Source organism: Marivirga sp., from assembly GCF_035704835.1.
GTDB lineage: Bacteria > Bacteroidota > Bacteroidia > Cytophagales > Cyclobacteriaceae > Marivirga.
Genome location: NZ_DASSWQ010000023.1, coordinates 54,589 through 70,378, shown reverse-complemented (window position 1 = coordinate 70,378; position 15,790 = coordinate 54,589). Strand labels below are relative to the sequence as shown.

The 15,790-nt window shown below is 34.9% G+C and carries 18 protein-coding genes; 13 read left to right on the top strand and 5 right to left on the bottom strand.

Annotation, left to right across the window (positions count from 1 at the left end):
• The 3 genes from azu to VFM92_RS03915 are packed head-to-tail and all read left to right on the top strand — an operon-like array spanning nucleotide 1 to nucleotide 1,990.
• Nucleotides 1-567, top strand: a complete 567-nt coding sequence (azu, locus tag VFM92_RS03925; protein ID WP_325120889.1) for an azurin — start codon at nucleotides 1-3, stop codon at nucleotides 565-567.
• A 56-nt stretch (nucleotides 568-623) separates the two neighbouring features.
• Nucleotides 624-1,505 (top strand): metal ABC transporter permease, encoded by an 882-nt coding sequence (locus VFM92_RS03920; protein ID WP_325120888.1) that lies wholly within the window; start codon nucleotides 624-626, stop codon nucleotides 1,503-1,505.
• Nucleotides 1,506-1,537: 32 nt separating this feature from the next.
• Nucleotides 1,538-1,990, top strand: coding sequence for a thioredoxin family protein (locus VFM92_RS03915; RefSeq protein WP_325120887.1), 453 nt, complete (start codon nucleotides 1,538-1,540; stop codon nucleotides 1,988-1,990).
• 202 nt (nucleotides 1,991-2,192) lie between these two features.
• On the opposite strand, the gene VFM92_RS03910 is transcribed toward VFM92_RS03915, so the two are convergent.
• Nucleotides 2,193-3,860 carry an AMP-binding protein gene (locus VFM92_RS03910; RefSeq protein ID WP_325120886.1) on the bottom strand — a complete coding sequence of 556 codons (1,668 nt, stop codon included), beginning with the start codon at nucleotides 3,858-3,860 and terminating at the stop codon, nucleotides 2,193-2,195.
• Between the two features lie 499 nt (nucleotides 3,861-4,359).
• On the opposite strand from VFM92_RS03910, the gene sufB reads away from it, so the two are divergent.
• The 9 genes from sufB to VFM92_RS03865 all read left to right on the top strand — a co-directional run bounded on the left by sufB (nucleotide 4,360) and on the right by VFM92_RS03865 (nucleotide 12,050).
• Nucleotides 4,360-5,805, top strand: a complete 1,446-nt coding sequence (gene sufB, locus VFM92_RS03905) for a Fe-S cluster assembly protein SufB (RefSeq protein ID WP_325120885.1) — start codon at nucleotides 4,360-4,362, stop codon at nucleotides 5,803-5,805.
• Nucleotides 5,806-5,949: 144 nt separating this feature from the next.
• Complete coding sequence (gene sufC, locus VFM92_RS03900; RefSeq protein WP_325120884.1) at nucleotides 5,950-6,705, top strand: Fe-S cluster assembly ATPase SufC; 756 nt, start codon at nucleotides 5,950-5,952, stop codon at nucleotides 6,703-6,705.
• Nucleotides 6,706-6,723: 18 nt separating this feature from the next.
• The gene (sufD, locus tag VFM92_RS03895) at nucleotides 6,724-8,049 is read left to right on the top strand and encodes a Fe-S cluster assembly protein SufD (RefSeq protein ID WP_325120883.1); all 1,326 of its coding nucleotides are present in this window, start codon (nucleotides 6,724-6,726) and stop codon (nucleotides 8,047-8,049) included.
• A gap of 335 nt (nucleotides 8,050-8,384) precedes the next feature.
• Complete coding sequence (locus VFM92_RS03890) at nucleotides 8,385-9,623, top strand: cysteine desulfurase (protein ID WP_325120882.1); 1,239 nt, start codon at nucleotides 8,385-8,387, stop codon at nucleotides 9,621-9,623.
• A gap of 10 nt (nucleotides 9,624-9,633) precedes the next feature.
• A complete protein-coding gene (locus VFM92_RS03885) occupies nucleotides 9,634-10,077 on the top strand; it encodes a SufE family protein (RefSeq protein ID WP_325120881.1) in 444 nt (147 codons plus the stop codon).
• 11 nt (nucleotides 10,078-10,088) lie between these two features.
• Nucleotides 10,089-10,430 (top strand): SUF system Fe-S cluster assembly protein, encoded by a 342-nt coding sequence (locus VFM92_RS03880; protein ID WP_325120880.1) that lies wholly within the window; start codon nucleotides 10,089-10,091, stop codon nucleotides 10,428-10,430.
• A 141-nt stretch (nucleotides 10,431-10,571) separates the two neighbouring features.
• Nucleotides 10,572-10,988, top strand: a complete 417-nt coding sequence (locus VFM92_RS03875) for a BrxA/BrxB family bacilliredoxin (protein ID WP_325120879.1) — start codon at nucleotides 10,572-10,574, stop codon at nucleotides 10,986-10,988.
• A 155-nt stretch (nucleotides 10,989-11,143) separates the two neighbouring features.
• A complete protein-coding gene (gene msrB / locus VFM92_RS03870) occupies nucleotides 11,144-11,584 on the top strand; it encodes a peptide-methionine (R)-S-oxide reductase MsrB (RefSeq protein WP_325120878.1) in 441 nt (146 codons plus the stop codon).
• Between the two features lie 55 nt (nucleotides 11,585-11,639).
• Nucleotides 11,640-12,050, top strand: a complete 411-nt coding sequence (locus tag VFM92_RS03865) for a lipocalin family protein (RefSeq protein ID WP_325120877.1) — start codon at nucleotides 11,640-11,642, stop codon at nucleotides 12,048-12,050.
• A 29-nt stretch (nucleotides 12,051-12,079) separates the two neighbouring features.
• Here VFM92_RS03865 and VFM92_RS03860 read toward each other — a convergent pair whose 3' ends face one another.
• The 3 genes from VFM92_RS03860 to VFM92_RS03850 all read right to left on the bottom strand — a co-directional run bounded on the left by VFM92_RS03860 (nucleotide 12,080) and on the right by VFM92_RS03850 (nucleotide 14,360).
• Nucleotides 12,080-12,481 carry a hypothetical protein gene (locus tag VFM92_RS03860; protein WP_325120876.1) on the bottom strand — a complete coding sequence of 134 codons (402 nt, stop codon included), beginning with the start codon at nucleotides 12,479-12,481 and terminating at the stop codon, nucleotides 12,080-12,082.
• Nucleotides 12,482-12,633: 152 nt separating this feature from the next.
• On the bottom strand, nucleotides 12,634-13,362 hold the full coding sequence (gene lipB, locus VFM92_RS03855; RefSeq protein WP_325120875.1) for a lipoyl(octanoyl) transferase LipB: 729 nt from the start codon (nucleotides 13,360-13,362) through the stop codon (nucleotides 12,634-12,636).
• Between the two features lie 2 nt (nucleotides 13,363-13,364).
• Nucleotides 13,365-14,360 (bottom strand): bifunctional phosphoglucose/phosphomannose isomerase, encoded by a 996-nt coding sequence (locus VFM92_RS03850; protein WP_325120874.1) that lies wholly within the window; start codon nucleotides 14,358-14,360, stop codon nucleotides 13,365-13,367.
• Between the two features lie 60 nt (nucleotides 14,361-14,420).
• Here VFM92_RS03850 and VFM92_RS03845 point away from each other — a divergent pair, with 60 nt between their 5' ends.
• Nucleotides 14,421-14,768 (top strand): YraN family protein, encoded by a 348-nt coding sequence (locus VFM92_RS03845; RefSeq protein WP_325120873.1) that lies wholly within the window; start codon nucleotides 14,421-14,423, stop codon nucleotides 14,766-14,768.
• 1 nt (nucleotide 14,769) lies between these two features.
• On the opposite strand, the gene VFM92_RS03840 is transcribed toward VFM92_RS03845, so the two are convergent.
• Nucleotides 14,770-15,789 carry a glycosyltransferase family 9 protein gene (locus VFM92_RS03840; RefSeq protein WP_325120872.1) on the bottom strand — a complete coding sequence of 340 codons (1,020 nt, stop codon included), beginning with the start codon at nucleotides 15,787-15,789 and terminating at the stop codon, nucleotides 14,770-14,772.
• Nucleotide 15,790: the final 1 nt, after the last annotated feature.

Here is a 15,790-nt window from a genome sequence, read left to right as displayed (position 1 = left end):
ATGAGAATATTAAAATTAACATTCAGTATTTTAACTATAAGTTTATTTATAGCCTGCGGTGGAAATGATTCTAAGGAAGAATCAAGTTCTGAAGAGCGTCAAATGACTTCCTCAGAAATCATGCAACAACAAGCTAAAGACAATGAGAACACATCAAATGAAAATGCATCAGATGAAGGTGATGAATCAGAGGTTGTTGAATTAACAATAGAAGGAAATGACCAGATGCAGTTTAACTTGGACGAGATGAAAGTAAAAGCTGGCTCAACTGTTAAATTAACATTGAAGCACGTAGGAGAAATGACGAAACAACAAATGGGTCATAATTGGGTACTCTTAAAGCAGGGTACTAATATCATGCAGTTCGGACAAAAATCTGCTAGTGCTGCCGATAATGATTACATACCTCAATCAGAAACTGGTAAAGTAATTGCCAATACTAAAACTATTGGCGGTGGTGAAGAAACTACCATAACTTTTGAAGCACCAGAAAAAGGTACTTATGATTTCATATGTTCATTCCCAGGCCATGTTGCAATTATGCAAGGCAAATTTATAGTAGAATAAATATTCAAATTAGGCATCATCTTTAATTAGGTGATGCCTTATCTTTAAAATATTTCATGTCTGATTTTTATATCATTTTGACGGGTACTTTAGTTGCCATAGCCTGTGGAATTTTAGGTTGTTTTTTGATTTTACGAAAAATGGCAATGGTTGGCGATGCCATTTCACATGCAATCCTTCCCGGTATTGTTTTGGCATTCTTATGGTCAGGAAGTAGAGATTCCGTCACCATGCTTTTGGGCGCTGGTTCTCTAGGCGTGCTCACCACCATCATTATAGAATTTTTGCACAAAAAGGGAAATCTTCAGACAGATGCTTCCATTGGTGTGACATTCACTTGGTTATTTGCGTTGGGTGTAATTCTAATTTCAGCTTATACAGGTCAAGTTGATTTAGACCAAGAGTGCGTTCTTTACGGTGAAATAGCCTATGTTCCATTAGACACTATCGTTCTCCCTTCAGGGACAGACATTGGTCCTAAAGCGCTTTATCTTATTGGTACAGTCCTTTTATTTGTTATTTTATTTGTAACTATCGGATTTAAACAGTTGAAAATCACATCTTTTGATCCTGAGTATGCCGTGGCTTTAGGGATTTCAGCAACACTATGGAATTATCTCTTAATGGCTTTTGTATCTTTTACAACAGTAGCATCTTTCGAATCTGTAGGAGCTATTTTGGTTGTCGCTTTTTTAATTGCTCCAGCGGCCACAGCTTATTTAATTAGTATAAAATTAAAAACCATGATTTTGCTGACCTGCCTGATAGGTTTTCTCAGTGCAACTTTGGGTTATTATTTAGCTGTAGCACTTAATGCTTCTATAGCTGGTGCAATGGCAACAGTTTGTGGATTAATATTTGCTTTAGTTTTTATGTATGTAAGAATTATGAGCAAGAAAGTCACAAAGGTTACAAACTTTGAATCTGTAAAGGCTTAATTTTGTTTGTAATTATTGATAAGTAACTAATTATGAAAAAGATCTTAATAGGAATCGCACTTCTGGCAATATTTTCTTTTAGCATTAAGCCTGACAAACGATTGCAAAAGGAAATTAATTGGCTCACCATAACCGAAGCTTATAAACTGAACCAGAAAGAGCCAAGAAAAATATTTGTAGATGTTTACACTAACTGGTGCGGATGGTGCAAAAAAATGGATAAAGACACTTTTTCTGATCCAGAAGTGGTGGATATAGTAAATGAAAAATTTTATGCAGTTAAACTAAATGCAGAAAGTACAGAGCCGATAACTATGGCAGGAGACACTACTACAGCACAGATAATCGCTAGGTCAATGGGTGTTACAGGTTACCCGACTATCGTTTATATTAAAGAAGATTTCAAAACCATTCAGTCTGTTCCTGGCTATCAAAACGCTCAAAAATTTAAAAATACTTTAGAGAAGATTTTAGCTTGGGAATAAGGATTCAGGTTGGCAGGTTGACTTGTTTTCATGTTGAAAAGTTTGAAGAAAACAAATTGACAGTTGACAATTGATAAATCTAGCATTATTCTTTTTTATCTGCATTAAAAATCAGGCCTGTCTGACCTAGACCTAGCGGTACTAACTTAACCTATCCACACAGCCAATTCCAGACAACATTCCCCCATTAGGGATCAGGAGGCTACCGCTCCCTCAAATGCCTCCTAATAATCTTACCCACATTCGACTTCGGCAATTCCTTTTCAAAAGAAACCGACTTAGGACATTTATAAGCTGTTAAATTTTCTTTACAGAAATCTATGACTTCTTGCTCGGTCAGGCTTTCATCTTTCTTCACCACAAAAGCTTTCACAACCTCAGTGGATTTTTCGTCTGGCACTCCGATTACGGCTACTTCCAATACTTTGTCCATGCCAGCAATCACATCTTCAATCTCATTAGGGTAAACATTAAAGCCGGATACGTTAATCATATCTTTTATTCTGTCCACAATCTTAAAGAAACCATCTTTATCCTGAACCCCGACATCTCCCGTGCGGAACCAATCGCCTTCAAAGAATGTAGTATCTTTCAATTCTGGCTTCTTCCAATAACCTGACATCACCTGCGGACCTTTACCGCAAATCTCACCCGGCTCCCCTAATGGCACTTCTTTTCCTGCTTCATCCAAAATTTTCATATCTGTGCTTGGAGTTGGCATTCCAATCGTGCCGATGCGTTCCGTTCCATCCAAAGGATTCACACTTAATACTGGAGAAGTTTCACTCAATCCATAACCTTCCACCAACGGTCCACCGGTTAAAGCACTCCATTTTTCAGCCACTGCTCTTTGCACGGCCATTCCTCCGCCAATAGAGCCTTTCAAATGAGAGAAATCTACCTCTTTAATATTGGGCTGGTTTAACAAACCATTAAATAAGGTATTCACACCCGTCATTAACGTAAATGGATGTTTTTTTAATTCCTTAATAAAAGCTGGCATATCCCTCGGATTGGTAATCAAAATGCTTTTAGCACCGATGCTGAACATTAAGATTCCATTTACCGCTAGTGCAAATATATGATAAAGCGGAAGAGCGGTAATCATTTGCTCTTGTACACCATCCGTAAACAATGGCTTAAACCACTCTTTGGTTTGCATGGTGTGCGCTACCAGGTTTCGGTGAGACAACTGTGCGCCTTTACTAACGCCTGTCGTTCCACCCGTATATTGTAGAAAGGCTAAATCAGAAGAGTCAATTTGTGGTTTTTTGAAGCTATGGTTTTTACCTTTCTTTAAAACATCTTTCCATTTGATGGCCATTGGCAAATTATAGCTAGGGACCATCTTTTTGACATTCTTCACCACAAAGTTGACAATGCCCCCTTTTAATCCACCAAGCATATCACCTAGTTGGGTAACGATAACGGTTTTGATTTCCGTTTCGCCTAAGACTTTTTCCAAATTACTAGCGAAATTGGCTACAATCACAATAGCTTTAGCACCAGAATCTTTGAACTGATGCGCCATTTCACGGGCAGTATAAAGCGGGTTGGTTCCCACGACTATGATTCCTGCTTTCAGAGCACCAATCATCGCAATTGGATATTGCAGACAGTTTGGCATCTGAATAGCCATTCTATCGCCTTTCTTCAAACCAGCTTCATTTTGCAAATATGCAGCAAAATTGTTCGATAATTCATCTACTTCAGCGTAAGTCAGCACTTTGCCCATATTTTCATAGGCTTCGCTGCTTCCATGCTTCTGGAAGATTTCTTCAAATAATTCAGGAAGATTTTTATATTGATCAGGGTTAATCTCTCTCGGTACTCCTGTCGGATAATGCTTGTACCATGGAAAATCGCTCATAGTCGTATATTTAATTTTAATTTTTCGTTTCGGGTTGGGAAATTAGTAAAAAATATTATTCTTACATAGAGCTATTTGATACAACATTAATACAGTTGTGGGTAATTTGGCAAAATCATCTGCAAATCAATTGGTTATGAGATTAAGTTTTAAGTTATAGGTTATAAGTATTGAGAACAAAGTACAAAGAACAAAGAAACAAATATGGCAAGCAGACTTAAGAAAAACCAAAAAGTCTAAATTCTAGGTTCTAGATTCTCGCTTCTAGATTCTAGGTGCTAGGTTCTTGATTCTATTTTCTTGAATCTTGATACTCGATACTCGATACTTGTACTGTATTCTCTCTCAAAATCCAACACAACCAGCTCACAAATCGTACAGTTCAATGATAGCAAACATCTATTAATCTATCACTAAAAAATATAGCATTTTGGTAACATAAACGAGTGAATTATGTTAGCTTTGTAGCTTAATTGAAATTAGTCTAAATAATTCATATATGAGTAAAGACGATCAAATACTGGAAGAATTTGCCTCTAAAGAATATGAGCATGGTTGGACAGTAGATTTTGAAGCAGACTCAGCTCCTCCGGGGCTAAACGAAGATATAGTACGATTTATCTCTGCCAAAAAAGAAGAGCCGGAATGGCTTTTGGAGTGGAGATTAAAAGCATACAGGAATTGGAGAAAAATGACAGAGCCTAAGTGGGCGAATGTGCATTATCCAAAACCAGATTTCGAAAATATAATATACTACTCTGCTCCTAAAGCAAAAGACAAGCCTAAAAGCTTGGATGAGGTAGATCCTGAAATGAGAAAAACCTTCGAAAGATTAGGTATTTCTCTTACAGAGCAAAAAAGGTTAACCGGAGTTGCGGTAGATGCCGTAATGGATTCTGTTTCTGTGGGAACTACTTTCAAAAAGCAATTAGGAGAACTAGGAATTATATTTTGCTCATTCAGTGAAGCTGTAAAAGAGCATCCTGAATTGGTGAAAAAATATATTGGTTCAGTTGTTCCTTCTAATGATAACTATTACGCAGCATTAAATTCAGCTGTATTCTCTGATGGTTCATTTTGCTATATTCCAAAAGGAGTAAGATGCCCTGTTGAGCTTTCTACATATTTCAGAATCAATGCTGCCAATACGGGTCAGTTCGAAAGAACTTTGATCGTAGCAGAAGACGATTCCTATGTAAGTTACTTAGAAGGTTGTACTGCTCCTATGCGTGATGAAAATCAATTACACGCAGCGGTTGTGGAGATTTATGCGGCAAAAAATGCTGAAGTAAAATACTCTACTGTTCAGAACTGGTATCCAGGAGATAAAAATGGTAAAGGTGGTATTTACAACTTCGTAACCAAAAGAGGAATTTGTGCTGGTGATTATGCTAAAATTGCATGGACACAAGTAGAAACAGGCTCTGCTGTTACTTGGAAATATCCTAGCTGTATTCTAAAGGGAGATTATTCTCAAGGTGAGTTTTACTCAGTTGCAGTAACAAATAACATGCAGCAGGCCGATACAGGAACCAAAATGATTCACATTGGTAAGAATACCAAAAGTAGAATTGTTTCTAAAGGCGTATCGGGTGGAAGAAGTCAAAACTCTTATAGAGGTTTGGTGGAAATCCATAAAAGAGCTGAAAATTCAAGAAACTTCTCGCAATGTGACTCTTTATTAATGGGTGACAAATGCGGAGCACATACTTTCCCATATATAGAAATTAAAAACAAATCTTCACAGGTTGAGCATGAAGCAACTACTTCAAAAATTGGTGAAGACCAGATTTTCTATTGTCAGCAAAGAGGAATTGATGAAGAAAGTGCAGTAGCATTGATTGTTAATGGTTACTGTAAAGAAGTATTGAACAATTTACCAATGGAATTCGCAGTTGAGGCACAGAAATTATTGGCCTTGACACTAGAAGGTTCTGTCGGGTAATATACAGTAGTGAGTAATGGGTATTGGGTAGTGAGAGAATGTTTAGTGGGTCACTAACTGAAATAATTGCTCTCAGGTGTGTGAAACACCAACCAAAAAAATAAATAGAAAGAAGAATAATTTTTTGAAATAAGCATATATCTAATGTTATCAATTAAAAATTTACATGCCTCAATTGAAGGTAAACAAATATTAAAAGGCATCAACTTGGAAGTGAAGCCAGGTGAAGTGCATGCTATCATGGGACCAAATGGTTCTGGAAAAAGTACGTTAGCTTCTGTTTTAGCAGGTAGAGAAGATTATACAGTTGATTCTGGTGAAATCAGTTTCAATGGAAAAGATTTATTAGAATTGGAAGCGGATGAAAGAGCTAAAGAAGGTGTTTTCTTAGCTTTTCAATATCCTATTGAAATCCCAGGTGTAACGACCACTAATTTTATGAAAACGGCTTTAAATAAAATCCGTGAGCATAAAGGATTGGAGCCATTAGATGCTGTTTCTTTTTTAAAGATGATGAAAGAAAAAATGAAGTTGGTTGAAATTGACCAGGCTTTATTGAGTCGTTCTTTAAACGAGGGTTTCTCTGGTGGGGAAAAGAAAAGAAATGAAATCTTCCAAATGGCCATGCTTGAGCCTACCCTTTCCATTTTGGATGAAACTGATTCAGGTTTGGATATTGATGCCTTACGTATCGTTGCAAATGGCGTTAATAAATTAAAGAATGAGGATAATGCCACAATCGTAGTGACTCACTACCAGAGGCTGTTAGATTATATCGTTCCTGATTTTGTGCATGTCTTATTTAATGGAAAAATAGTAAAGACGGGCGGTAAAGAGTTGGCAATGGAGCTTGAAGAAAGAGGCTACGATTGGATTAAGGAAGAAGCAGGCGTTGCATAATTTTAATCAGCAGTACATATGAGTAAATTGATTAAAGAAGATATAGATAAATTTTTCATCGGGCAATTTGAAGCTTTTGAAAGTTCTCTAAATGGAGAAAGCAAAAAGCCATTGCACGCAAAAAGGAAACAAGCCATCGATAATTTTAGATCGCTTGGTTTTCCTCACGCAAAGCATGAAGAATATAAGTACAGTAATATAGCCAAGATTTTTGGTAAGCTTTTCAATGTTGAAAATCTGTCAGACAATAGCTTTTCCCTTAGTTTAGATGAAGCTTCTCGATACTTTATTCCTGAGCTGGATGCCATTCGTTTGGTATTTGTAAATGGAGTATTGAATAATGACTTATCAGATATGGATACGCTTCCGAAAGGAGTGCATATCCAAGCTATCAAAACTGCAGCAGATGATTATGCTGAGGATTTTGATAAGCATTTCAATACGCACGAAATTGAAGGAGCTGATAATTTCTCTGAACTGAATACCGCTTTCACAAATGGTGGCGTTTTTGTTAAAATTGATGCAAACGCAGTAGTAGAAACACCAATTGCTTGCTATTATTTTAATGACGCGAAAAATGCAGACGTAATTAGTCAGCCGAGAAATTTGGTGATTGCAGAAAAGAATAGCCAAGCTTCATTGATTGAGTCTTATATTACTTTAGGTGAAAATACAAGTTTCACTAATGCAGTCACTGAGATTGTGGTGGAAGACGATTGTGTTTTCAACTATTATAAATACCAGAATGAATCTGATCAGGCTATTCAAGTTGGCGCCACTATGGTTCACCAGCTTGGTAAGTCTGTTTTCAATGGCGTGACTTTAAGTTTAAATGGAGCTATGCTTCGAAATAATTTAAGCATTGCTATTCATAAAGAGCATTCCGAAACCAATATGTACGGATTGTATTTGTTAGATGGAAAAACTCATGTTGACAATCATACAGTAGTAGACCATAAAGTTGCCAATTGCGAAAGTAATGAGATGTACAAAGGAATTTTGGATGGTCAATCGAGAGGCGTTTTCAACGGTAAAATATTTGTGAGACAAGATGCTCAGAAAACCAATGCATTTCAATCGAATAGAAATGTAGTGCTTTCTGATGATGCTGAAGTGGATACAAAACCACAATTGGAGATTTGGGCAGATGATGTTCAATGTTCTCACGGTGCCACTGTAGGTCAATTGGATATGGATCAGTTATTTTACTTAAGAGCAAGAGGAATAGATAAGCAAACAGCAAAATCAATGTTATTGAATGCTTTTGCATCTGATGTTTTAAGCAATATTAAAATTGAAGCTTTCAGAACATTAATTGAAAATAAAATTAACGAAAGACTATAAAACACCCCTATAACCCCCTCAAGGGGATACTAGGATAGTGATTTGGAGAGGTAGATTATAAATACTACTAAACTAAGCATATAGAATTAACATGATTTTCGCTTGAGCGAAAAAGCTATTGTTCTCTTTTGTCTCTTTTGTGGTTAAAAAATAAAGTTTGTTCATCTGTACAACTAGCAAATTCCCACCACAAAAGAAGCAAAAGAACACAAAAGAAAATAACGAAAGTTATTTCTCAGGATTTAGTAGTTTTTTTTCAGTGAGGATTAATAATTTCGATTCTTCTGATGAATAATGGTTAGAGTAATTAAATTATAGAAATAAATTCAGCTTATATGAGCACAGCAGTAGCACCAAAATTGGATATTCAAAAAATCAGAAAAGACTTTCCCATCCTTGAGCAAAAGGTGAATGGAAAGCCATTGATTTATTTTGATAATGCTGCTACAACTCAAAAACCGAAGCAAGTAATTGATGCTATCTCTGAATATTATGAAGGTTATAATGCTAATATTCACAGAGGTTTGCATTCTTTAGCTGAAAAAGCCACTACAGCCTTTGAAGATAGCAGAAAGGTGTTTCATAAATTCATCAATGCTGCGGAAGTAGAAGAAGTAATCTTCACCAGAGGTACAACCGATGGAATAAATTTGATAGCCAACGCTTACGGTAGAAAGTTTCTCCAAAAAGGTGATGAAATATTAATCACCGCTATGGAGCATCATTCCAATATTGTGCCTTGGCAAATGATAGCAGAAGAAAAGGGTGCGATTTTGAAGGTTGTCCCTGTAAATGCTAAAGGTGAAATTTCACTTGATGAAGTTGAAAAACTAATAACTGATAAAACTAAGATTGTATCTGTTGTTTATGCTTCCAATTCATTAGGTACAGTAAATCCAGTTAAAGAAATTGCTAAACTAGCTCATGCTAAAAATGCAGTAATGGTAGTAGATGGAGCACAGGCTTCTTCTCATTGCAAAGTGGATGTACAAGATTTGGATTGCGATTTTTATGCTACCTCAGGTCATAAAATGTATGGACCAACAGGCTGTGGAATTTTATACGGTAAAAGAGCCATTCTAGAAGAAATGACACCTTACCAAGGCGGTGGGGAAATGATCAACAATGTGAGTTTTGAAAAAACCACTTATAATGATATTCCTTATAAGTTTGAAGCGGGTACACCAAATATTGCTGATGTCGTTGCTTTAAAACATGCCGCTGAATATATCGATTCTATTGGGAAAGATAATATCATGGCACATGAACAAGCTTTAACTCGAAATGCACATAAAAGATTATCAGAAGTACCCGGAATTCATTTCTATGGCACCGCAGAAGATAAAGTGAGTGTGGTTTCTTTCACCATTGACAATGTGCACCCTTATGATGCTGGAATGATGCTGGATGCAAAAGGCATTGCAGTACGAACAGGTCATCATTGCACTCAACCTTTAATGGATCATTTCGGAATTGAAGGAACGATTAGGGCTTCATTCTCTGTTTATAATACAATTGAAGAAATTGATTTTTTTGCAGATTCTTTAAAAGATATAGTCGCAAAATTTAGCTAAAAGTTAGTCAATGGCTGATAATACAATCAACACAAAACAAGACGAGATTATAGAGCAGTTTTCCATGCTAGACGGTGACATGGAAATGATGATAGGCTATTTGATAGAGTTAGGAGAAAAGCTACCTGAAATGCCAGAATCATTAAAAACTGAAGATAATATAGTTAAAGGTTGCCAATCAAAAGTATGGTTAACTGCAGAAGAAAATGATGGAAAACTACATTTTCAGGCGGATAGCAATACTGCCATTACAAAAGGATTGGTTAGTTTATTAGTTTCGATTTTGAACAATGGTAAAATAGATGAGGTTTTAAATGCTGATTTATATTTTGTTCATAAAATTGGAATGAACCGTTTTATCGGAACGCAAAGATCTAATGGATTTTTATCCATGATCAAACAAATCAAAATGTATGCGTTAGCGTATAAAACAAAATTAGAAAACGAAGCTTAAATTGATACATGATGTCAGAAGAAACAAAATTTGAAAAGAAAACAGAAGTTCCCAATTTAAGAGATAAAGTGCTGGAAGCTATAAAGTCAGTTTATGACCCTGAGATTCCAGTGGATATTTACGAATTGGGATTAATATATGAAGTAAATGTATATCCTGTCAATAATGTGTATATCCTGATGACATTAACTTCTCCTTCCTGCCCTGCTGCGGAAGAAATTCCAAGTGAGGTAGAAATGAAAGTGAAGTCGATCGAAGGCGTTAGTGATGTGAAAGTGGAATTGACATTTGATCCCCCTTACTCTCAGGAAATGATGAGTGAGGTAGCAAAGCTTGAGTTGGGTTTTATGTAAATAAGATTCAAGAATCTAGAGTCTAGAATCAAGACTTTAAATCGTAGGATTAGAAAAGTAAGTAATAATTAAAAATTAAATATGATAAGAACAAACTGAGAAATCTTAAATCTTATCATCTAAAATCTAAAATCTAAATATATGTATCCTGAAGAATTAGTAGCACCAATGCGTGCAGATTTAACAGAAGTTGGTTTTGAAGAATTCAAAACAGCTGATCAGGTGGCTGAACACCTAAAAGACCATAAAGGAACTTCTTTAATGGTGATCAATTCAGTATGCGGTTGTGCTGCAGGAGCGGCTAGACCAGGCGTAAAATGGGCAGTACAGCAAAGTACTAAGAAGCCTAATCATTTGACAACTGTTTTCGCTGGCGTTGATCAGGAAGCAGTAGCAAAAGCTAGAGAGTTAACAGCTCCCTATCCGCCATCGTCTCCTTCTATCGCTTTATTTAAAGACGGTGAATTGGTTCATTTTGTGGAAAGACACCATATCGAAGGAAGAACTGCAGAGATGATTGGTAATCACTTGGTTCAGGTTTTTGAGGAATATTGTTAAGAGAGATTCTAGAGCCTAGAATCAAGACTTTTGAGAATTTTATAAAAGGTTGTTGGATTATTCCAACAGCCTTTTTTAAAGAGAAGGAAATTTACATTACATTTCAAACATAGCAACTTGACTAGAGTTTATAATATTAAATCAAATTACAATTTATGAATTGGAATGATGTAATCAAATATGCCAATAACGGAAGTCCAGAACCGCCAAAAAGAGTTGAAAAAACTGATGCTGAATGGAAAGCTATATTATCTGCTGAGGAATTTCAAGTAGCCCGAAAAAAAGGAACTGAAAGAGCTTTTAGTGGTGAATATTGTGAAGCACATGAAGCAGGACAATATGCATGCAGATGTTGTGGAACCACATTATTTGATTCTACTTTAAAGTTTGATTCCAGCTCTGGATGGCCGAGTTTCACAGAACCGTTTGAAAACAATGTGATTCAGTATGAAAAAGATGAAAGCTTTGGAATGGTTAGAGTTGAAGTGATGTGCAATGTTTGCAATGCACACTTAGGTCACGTTTTTCCTGATGGTCCTGAACCTACAGGATTAAGATATTGTATAAATTCCGCCTCCATTAAATTGAAGAAATAATTATTTTATATTAGAGTTAACTATCAATTCAAAACACATTTTTATTTTAATCTCCATGATGAAAACTTTACCATCACTTTTTAATTTTGCTTTAGTATTTTGCGCAATTCTATTTACAGTATCATGTAGTTTAGAGAAAAATATAATAGGCACATGGCAAATTGCTTCCTATTCTGAGGAATCAAGTAATGGAAGCAATGCGAACGCAAAAAATATAGGTGAGATCGTTCTAGAAAAGAATGGTAGCGGCTATAATGATTTATCTTACAGAATTTTAGGAAATGAAAGAGTTGATAAAACCGAATTCACCTACAATGTAAATGATGAAAATATAACCATCAAAACTGATGACCAAAGTGAGTTAGCAAAATCTTGGATTATAATCGAAAGTAAACGAAAATACCAAAGATGGAAGTCAACTGACGGAAAAGGAAATGTGCAAACACTAATCCTTATTAAAGAGTAATTTGCAAGGCAAGTGATATTGCATAATTTTTAGGCGTGCCTTACTCCCATCAAATCTAATTCCGGTATATATTGTAAATTTTCCTTTTGAATGGATTCAGGAACAAATACAAACTTCTTATCAAAAATTTGGTCTAAGATGTAGTAACTCACCCAATACTCATTATTGAGCTGAAATAATTCAGGTTGGATAGGTTCTATTCTAGCATAACTTTGCTCTTCCACTTTTCCTATCATATGGCGTAATATAGATGTTTCTTTATTTTTACCGTCAATTCGTCCGTATCCTTTTGAGGTAATCAAAACAGTTTCAAGCTCTATTAGATTTTTATTAATTAAATAAACATCCCATAACTCTTCTCCTTCTTTTTCAGAACGGGTAATTACCAATTCTACACCGGTTACTGGTGAAAAATCAATATCTTTTTTCATGTGTGTAGGTTTATTGTCAATGTTCACATGTAATCCGATAAATTTTAGTCATCCTCGATTGGTATGTTGAGGATTCTAAAAAATTATGCTCATTTCCATGTGTATTTTTTAATTTGTGTTATAGAGTAAAATCATTAATGTAAAAAAGGATTCTAAACCTTATCAACTAATTTCATTTCAAATAAAGTTGCGATATGGTTCTTCAATTTATAGCTTACTTCCTCAAAATCTTGTTTTTTACCTAATTCTGCTTCCATTGAAGTAACCGCTTTATCGTCTATTCCACAAGGAATAATATTCTTAAAATAATTTAAGTCGGTATTGACATTAAATGCAAAACCGTGCATTGTTACCCACCTGCTCGACTTTACCCCTAGCGCGCAAATTTTACGAGGATTTTTAGCCCCTTCTTGATAATCAATCCAAACTCCAGTCAATCCTTTTATCCTTCCGGATTCAATTCCGTAATCTTTTAAAGTGAGCATTACAGCTTCCTCCAATAATCGTAAGTATTTATGAATATCAGTGAAAAAGTTATCCAAATCTAAAATGGGATAACCCACAATCTGACCAGGCCCATGATAAGTTATATCACCACCTCTATTGATTTTGTAAAAAGTAGCTTTTTTTTGAATCAAACCATTTTTGTCTAATAATAGATTTTGTTCAGACCCGCTTTTCCCTAGAGTATAAACATGGGGGTGTTCTAGAAAAATAAGATAATTAGGTGTTATTTCATGTAGATTTTCTTCTATCTTTCTATTTTTGGTTTTGATTTCGATGGTTTTGAGAAATAATTCCTCTTGGTAATCCCAAGATTCTTTGTAATCCATCATTCCCAAAGAGAGAAATTGAGTATCTTTATTTAACTTAAAATTCACTTCTATTCAGCTAATTTATTTTTTAAAAAGTTTATACTTTCAACAGGAAATGGATCAATATGGTTTTCCTCAGCAAGGTAAAAACTAATCCAATCAATTAAGTGAATAAAGTAAAATAACTGCTGCGTAAAACCACTTCCTTGACCATTAAGCTCAATTACTTCCGCTTTTTCTGAAATTATCGATTTACTTATATCCATTCTCTTTTGGTTTTGAGCATAATCAAAATCTGATCTCAAGATAATAGCCTTTGATTTCTTTATATGTTCTTTTGGAAAAACCCAGCCCACTAATTCATTATGATTTAATTCTGGAAAAACGTGGGCATGAGAAAGCTGTTTGCTATTTTCTGCCAACTGTTGCTGAAATCTTAATACTGCAGGATAAAATTTTTGATCTGCATATAATAATGTAAAATAACCATGCATTTTTATGGCAAGAGATTTTGCTATTGCCTGAATATCTTCCTGACTATCTTTTAATAGGATAAAAGTCTCCTGTAATTCTTCCTCTACATCTATACCAGAACAAAAACCCAACTTTTGAATTAACATTAAAATTGCTACGGAAGGGAAAGCTAATCCTGCTCGTGGACATTCAGCAGCACCTGAAAAATTGTATTGCGGAAAATTATATTTATCGGAGATGTCTTTAAGTCTCCCGCCTGTTGTAACTGAAAAAATCTGGTTCGTTTTTTTTCTTGCTAGGTCTAATAATAGTAAAGTTTCTTCTGTATTTCCACTGTAGGAACAAGCAATAAATAATGTTTTATCATTTACCCAGAGTGGAAGTTTATATCCTTGAATTAACGTTATTGGATGTTTGCAATAATCCTCCAATATACTTTTAACGAGATGCACCCCTATTCCTGAGCCTCCCATTCCGCTTATTGCAATATGTTGAATTTCTTCTTTTGATATGTCAGAAGCATTGATTTGTTTTGTTAATTCCAGTGCTTCTTTTAGCTGCTCGGGAAAAGTTTTTATTAAATTTATCACAGTTGGTTTTTAGTTCGTTTTTTAATTTTACAAATATAATATCTGATTGATACCATTAGCATGAATACAAAAAAAATAGGCGATAGAGGCGAAGATTTAGCCACAAAAATCTTAGAATCCAAAGGATTCGAGATACTGGAGCGAAATTATCGATTCAAGAGATCTGAAATTGATCTCATTGCTTTGCATGCTAACGTATTAATATTCATAGAAGTTAAAGCTTTGCATTCCTTTAATCACGGTTTTCCAGAAGAAAGGGTAAATCAAGCTAAAATATACAAATTAATGGAGGCTGCAGAAAATTATATTTATGCAATTAATTGGCAAAAAGACATCCGCTTTGATATTTTAAGCATAAATTTAAACTCACCACAAGATTATCTGCACATTGAAGATGCCTTTTATTAAATTAAGGCAACCAAAAATCAAATACAATTTTATTCATACAATTAAAATGTCCTTTAGGACATTTTTGATAACCTATTTTAGAACAAGGCCTACAATCGACCTTTGTATTTTCTAAAATTGTGAATTTGGTTTTATATGGATACATCCCAAACATTGGAATAGTATTTCCCCAAATGCAAAAAATATTCTTCTTAAATGCTGAGGCTATGTGCATCAAGCCTGTGTCATGTGTGAAAACATAGGCAGCATTTTTAACAAGAGAGGCTGATTGATTCAAATTAAATTTTCCACATGCATTGAATACTTTAGTTTTTTTACCCATTTCAGTTAGCTTCTCTTCAAACGGAGCTGAATTTTCAGTTTGCTCAAAAAATTGTGCTACCTTCTCCCCCATTTCAACATCATCAGGCCCTCCAATTAATATGATTGGTTTGTTGATTTTATCACACAATTCAACCATTCTCTTAAAAGGTAATTTTTTAGTATTATGCTGCGCTCCAATAACATATGCTACATATTCTTTTTGATGAGTTTCAGGCAACCACTCCAATTCCACTTCATCTTTTTCAGGAATAAAATAATCCAATCCGAATTGATCTTTTTTAACACCCAATTCGGAAGCGGCATCCATGTATCGATCTACTATGTGGACATTTGGCAATTTATTTACTTTCAGGTTAACCATAAGCCACTTTTCCCAATTCAATTTACCAAATGATTTTGATGGTACATTTAATCTTGATCTAATAATTTTTGTTCTAAGGTTATTATGAAGATCTACTATGTAATCAAATTTTTCAGCTTTTAGATTTACAACCAAATCGTTTAAATTATCCTCCAATGAATGGACTTTATCCACATATGGATTATTTTCAAGTATATTGGCGAAGGCTTTTTTTGTAGCGAAATGAACTTCAACCTCGGAGAGTTGTAGTTTAATCGCCCGTATAACTGGGGTAGTTAAAACGATATCTCCAATGGATGAGAATCTTAAAATGAGTACTTTTTTAATATTTTTCAAA

Coding starts and splice junctions, on each gene's coding strand:
- VFM92_RS03865 (WP_325120877.1), top strand. CDS start 11,640: ATGATGAAAACTTTACCATCACTTTTTAATTTTGCTTTAGTATTTTGC.
- VFM92_RS03915 (WP_325120887.1), top strand. CDS start 1,538: ATGAAAAAGATCTTAATAGGAATCGCACTTCTGGCAATATTTTCTTTT.
- VFM92_RS03860 (WP_325120876.1), bottom strand. CDS start 12,481: ATGAAAAAAGATATTGATTTTTCACCAGTAACCGGTGTAGAATTGGTA.
- sufD (WP_325120883.1), top strand. CDS start 6,724: ATGAGTAAATTGATTAAAGAAGATATAGATAAATTTTTCATCGGGCAA.
- VFM92_RS03875 (WP_325120879.1), top strand. CDS start 10,572: ATGTATCCTGAAGAATTAGTAGCACCAATGCGTGCAGATTTAACAGAA.
- VFM92_RS03880 (WP_325120880.1), top strand. CDS start 10,089: ATGTCAGAAGAAACAAAATTTGAAAAGAAAACAGAAGTTCCCAATTTA.
- VFM92_RS03845 (WP_325120873.1), top strand. CDS start 14,421: ATGAATACAAAAAAAATAGGCGATAGAGGCGAAGATTTAGCCACAAAA.
- msrB (WP_325120878.1), top strand. CDS start 11,144: ATGAATTGGAATGATGTAATCAAATATGCCAATAACGGAAGTCCAGAA.
- VFM92_RS03920 (WP_325120888.1), top strand. CDS start 624: ATGTCTGATTTTTATATCATTTTGACGGGTACTTTAGTTGCCATAGCC.
- VFM92_RS03885 (WP_325120881.1), top strand. CDS start 9,634: ATGGCTGATAATACAATCAACACAAAACAAGACGAGATTATAGAGCAG.
- sufC (WP_325120884.1), top strand. CDS start 5,950: ATGTTATCAATTAAAAATTTACATGCCTCAATTGAAGGTAAACAAATA.
- sufB (WP_325120885.1), top strand. CDS start 4,360: ATGAGTAAAGACGATCAAATACTGGAAGAATTTGCCTCTAAAGAATAT.
- azu (WP_325120889.1), top strand. CDS start 1: ATGAGAATATTAAAATTAACATTCAGTATTTTAACTATAAGTTTATTT.
- VFM92_RS03910 (WP_325120886.1), bottom strand. CDS start 3,860: ATGAGCGATTTTCCATGGTACAAGCATTATCCGACAGGAGTACCGAGA.
- VFM92_RS03890 (WP_325120882.1), top strand. CDS start 8,385: ATGAGCACAGCAGTAGCACCAAAATTGGATATTCAAAAAATCAGAAAA.